Raw genomic sequence first — 3,844 nt, forward strand, 5'->3', positions numbered from 1 at the left:
CGCTCCCTGGCCGGCACCGACGCCGTGGCCCTGGCCCTGCCGGCCGACACCCCGGCCCGACTGGCCGCCGTCGCCGAGGGCGCCGTCCTGGGCGCGTACGCCTTCACCGCCCAGAAGTCCGAGCGCGCCCGCGCCGAGACGGACACGTCCCGTCCCGTCCGCGAGGTCGAGGTCGTCACCCCGCTCGCCGCCGCGGACGCCGACCCCGTGCTGCGCCGGGCCGCCGTCGTGGGCGACGCGGTCTGCGCCGTGCGCGACCTGGTGAACACGGCCCCCTCGCACCTCTACCCGGCCACGTTCGCGGACGCCGTCGCGGAGGACCTCGCGGACTCGTCCGTGAGCGTGGACGTGTGGGACGAGGACCGCCTGCGCGCCGAGGGCTTCGGCGGCATCCTCGCGATCGGCCAGGGCTCCTCCCGCCCGCCGCGGCTCGTGCGCATCGAGCACGCGCCGGCCGACGCCGCCGCGCACATCGCGCTGGTGGGCAAGGGCATCACCTTCGACACGGGCGGCATCTCGCTGAAGCCCGCCGCCTCGATGATGACGATGAAGTCGGACATGGCCGGCGCCGCCACCGTCTTCGCCGTCGTGCGCGCCGCCGCGGCCCTGGACGTCCCTGTGAAGGTGACCGGCTGGCTGGCGCTGGCCGAGAACATGCCCTCGGGCACCGCCATCCGCCCGTCCGACGTCATCACGATGTACGGCGGCAAGACCGTGGAGGTCATGAACACGGACGCCGAGGGCCGCGTCGTCATGGCCGACGCCCTCGTGGCGGCCACCGACGAGCGACCCGACGCGGTGCTCGACGTGGCCACCCTCACCGGTGCCCAGCTGGTCGCCCTCGGCGTGCGCCACACGGGCGTCATGGGTGACGACGCGCTGCGCGACGAGGTCGTCGCCGCGGCCGACGCGGCCGGGGAGCTCGCGTGGGGCATGCCCCTGCCGGAGCAGCTGCGCGCCTCGCTCACTTCGCGCGTCGCGGACATCTCCAACATGGGCGACCGCTTCGGCGGCATGATGACCGCCGCCACCTTCCTGCGCGAATTCGTCGACGCCGGACGGTCGGAGGGCGACGCCGCCGCACGGACCCCCTGGGCCCACCTCGACATCGCCGGCCCCTCCTTCAACGAGTCGGCCGCGTACGGCTACACCCCGCAGGACGCCACCGGCGTGATGGTGCGGACCCTGGTGGGTCTCATCGAGGGGCGTGCCCGGTAAGGTTGGTCCCGATGTCCACCGCGTCCCCGGCCGCGCGGCCCGCCGCCGACGGCCGGGGGTGGCGGTGACGCACCACCACCACGATCCACCGACCCCAGCACCAAGGAGCAACACCGTGGCCGACAAGGCAACCGCTCAGGAATTCGACGTCCTCGTCCTCGGCGGTGGCTCCGCCGGGTACGCCGCAGCCCTGCGTTCCGTGCAGTACGGCAAGTCCGTCGCCCTCGTGGAGAAGTCCAAGGTCGGCGGCACCTGCCTGCACTGGGGCTGCATCCCCACGAAGGCCTACCTGCACGCCGCCGAGGTGGCCGATGAGACCCGCAACGCCGCCAAGTTCGGCGTCAACGCGACCCTCGAGTCCGTGGACATGGCGAAGGTGCGCGACTACAAGGACGGCATCGTCGCCGGCAAGCACAAGGGCCTGGCCGGCCTGCTGAAGATGCGCAAGGTCCAGGTCATCGAGGGCGAGGGCAAGCTCGTCTCGAAGAACGAGGTCGAGGTCGACGGCACCCGTTACACGGCGGAGAACATCGTGCTGGCCTCCGGCTCCGTGGCCAAGACCATGGGCCTGCCCATCTCCAAGAAGATCATGACCTCCACGGAGGCCCTCGAGCTGGACTACACCCCGAAGTCGGCCATCGTGCTCGGCGGCGGTGTCATCGGCTCCGAGTTCGCGTCCCTGTGGAACTCCTTCGGCGTCGACGTCACCATCATCGAGGGCCTGAAGACCCTGGTCCCCAACGAGGACCCGGCGATCATCAAGGTCCTCGAGCGCGAGTTCAAGAAGAAGGGCATCAAGACCAACCTGGGCACGTTCTTCGACAAGGTCGAGGAGACCGACTCGGGCGTCAAGGTGACCCTCGCGGACGGCAAGGAGTTCGAGGCCGAGGTCTGCCTCGTCGCCGTCGGCCGCGGCCCGAACACCGAGGGCCTCGGCTACGAGGAGCAGGGCGTCAAGATGGACCGCGGCTTCGTCCTCACCGACGAGCGTCTGCACACCGGCGTCGGCAACATCTACGCCGTGGGCGACATCGTCCCCGGTCTGCAGCTGGCGCACCGCGGCTTCCAGCAGGGCATCTTCGTGGCCGAGGAGATCGCCGGCAACAAGCCGATGGTCGTCGAGGACATCAACATCCCGAAGGTCACCTTCACCGAGCCGGAGATCATGTCCGTGGGCTACACCCAGCCCAAGGCGGAGGAGAAGTTCGGCAAGGACAACGTCGAGGTCGCCGAGTACAACCTGGCCGGCAACGGCAAGTCCTCGATCCTCGGCACCGGCGGCATCATCAAGATGATCCGCCAGAAGAACGGCCCGATCGTGGGCGTGCACGGCATCGGCAAGCGCATCGGCGAGCAGATCGGCGAGGCGCAGCTCATCGTGAACTGGGAGGCCTACCCCGAGGACGTCGCCCAGTTCGTGCACGCGCACCCCACGCAGAACGAGGCCCTGGGCGAGGCCGCCATGGCCCTGTTCGGCCACCCGCTGCACAGCTGACCCACCGCACTGACCATCCCGGGTCCGTGCGTCGGGCCCACCTCGCAACCCCGGGTGGGCGCCCCCGGCGCCCACCCCTCATGAGGAGCATCGGAACCATGTCTGAAACCGTGAACCTGCCCGCCCTGGGCGAATCCGTCACCGAGGGCACCGTGACCCGCTGGCTCAAGGCCGTCGGCGACGAGGTCGCCGTCGACGAGCCCCTGGTGGAGGTCTCCACCGACAAGGTCGACACCGAGATCCCGTCCCCCGTGGCCGGCGTGCTCGAGGAGATCCTGGTCGAGGAGGACGACACGGTCGAGGTCGGCGCCCCGCTGGCCACGATCGGCGACGGCTCCGGCGGCGGCTCCGCCGACGCGTCGGAGGACGACGCCGCGGCCGAGGAGCCCGCCGTCGAGGAGGCGCAGCAGGACGACGCCCAGCAGGAGCCCGCAGGCGAGCCGGCCCCGGAGGAGCGCGCCTCCACCGACCAGGGCTCGGACGGGGCCCCGTCGGCCGGCGGCGAGGCCTCCGAGGTCACCCTGCCCGCGCTGGGCGAGTCCGTGACCGAGGGCACCGTGACCCGCTGGCTGAAGTCCGTCGGCGACGAGGTCGAGGTCGACGAGCCGCTGCTCGAGGTCTCCACCGACAAGGTCGACACCGAGATCCCCTCCCCCGTGGCGGGCACCCTCCTGGAGATCCGTGCGGAGGAGGACGACACCGTCGAGGTGGGCGCCGTCCTCGCGCTCGTCGGCTCCGGCTCCGCCGGCGGCGGCTCCGCCCCGTCGGAGGGCTCCTCCGGTCAGGACGAGGCGTCCGCCGAGGAGATCGAGGACAAGGCGACCGAGGCCGAGGCCCCCGAGGAGACCGAGGAGGCCGCCGAGGCCGCCGGCGCCGAGAAGTCGGAGAAGACGCCCGAGGCGTCCCCGTCCGAGGAGGCCTCCCGGCGCGAGTCCGCTGAGCGCGACTCCGCGCAGGCCGAGTCCGCCGAGGCGCCCTCCGCCACCGAGCCCGGCCAGGGCTACGTGACCCCGCTGGTGCGCCGCCTGGCCCACCAGAACAACGTGGACCTGTCCACGGTCCGCGGCACGGGCGTCGGCGGCCGCATCCGCAAGCAGGACGTGCTCGCCGCAGCCTCCCTGGTCACCGTCG

The 3,844-nt window shown here is 72.0% G+C and carries 3 protein-coding genes; all 3 read left to right on the forward strand.

What is annotated here, in order from left to right; all coding sequences use genetic code 11:
* The coding region (locus HMPREF3105_RS03845; RefSeq protein WP_070708810.1) for a leucyl aminopeptidase at positions 1-1,218 on the forward strand (1,218 nt) is incomplete at its 5' end.
* 115 nt (positions 1,219-1,333) lie between these two features.
* Positions 1,334-2,713 (forward strand): dihydrolipoyl dehydrogenase, encoded by a 1,380-nt coding sequence (gene lpdA / locus HMPREF3105_RS03850; RefSeq protein ID WP_036336938.1) that lies wholly within the window; start codon positions 1,334-1,336, stop codon positions 2,711-2,713.
* A gap of 98 nt (positions 2,714-2,811) precedes the next feature.
* Positions 2,812-3,844 (forward strand): biotin/lipoyl-containing protein (locus HMPREF3105_RS03855; RefSeq protein ID WP_210401424.1); only part of this gene is annotated, 1,033 nt, incomplete at its 3' end.

The sequence above is a fragment of the Micrococcus sp. HMSC31B01 genome (genome assembly GCF_001816085.1).
Classification (GTDB): Bacteria; Actinomycetota; Actinomycetes; order Actinomycetales; family Micrococcaceae; genus Micrococcus; species Micrococcus luteus.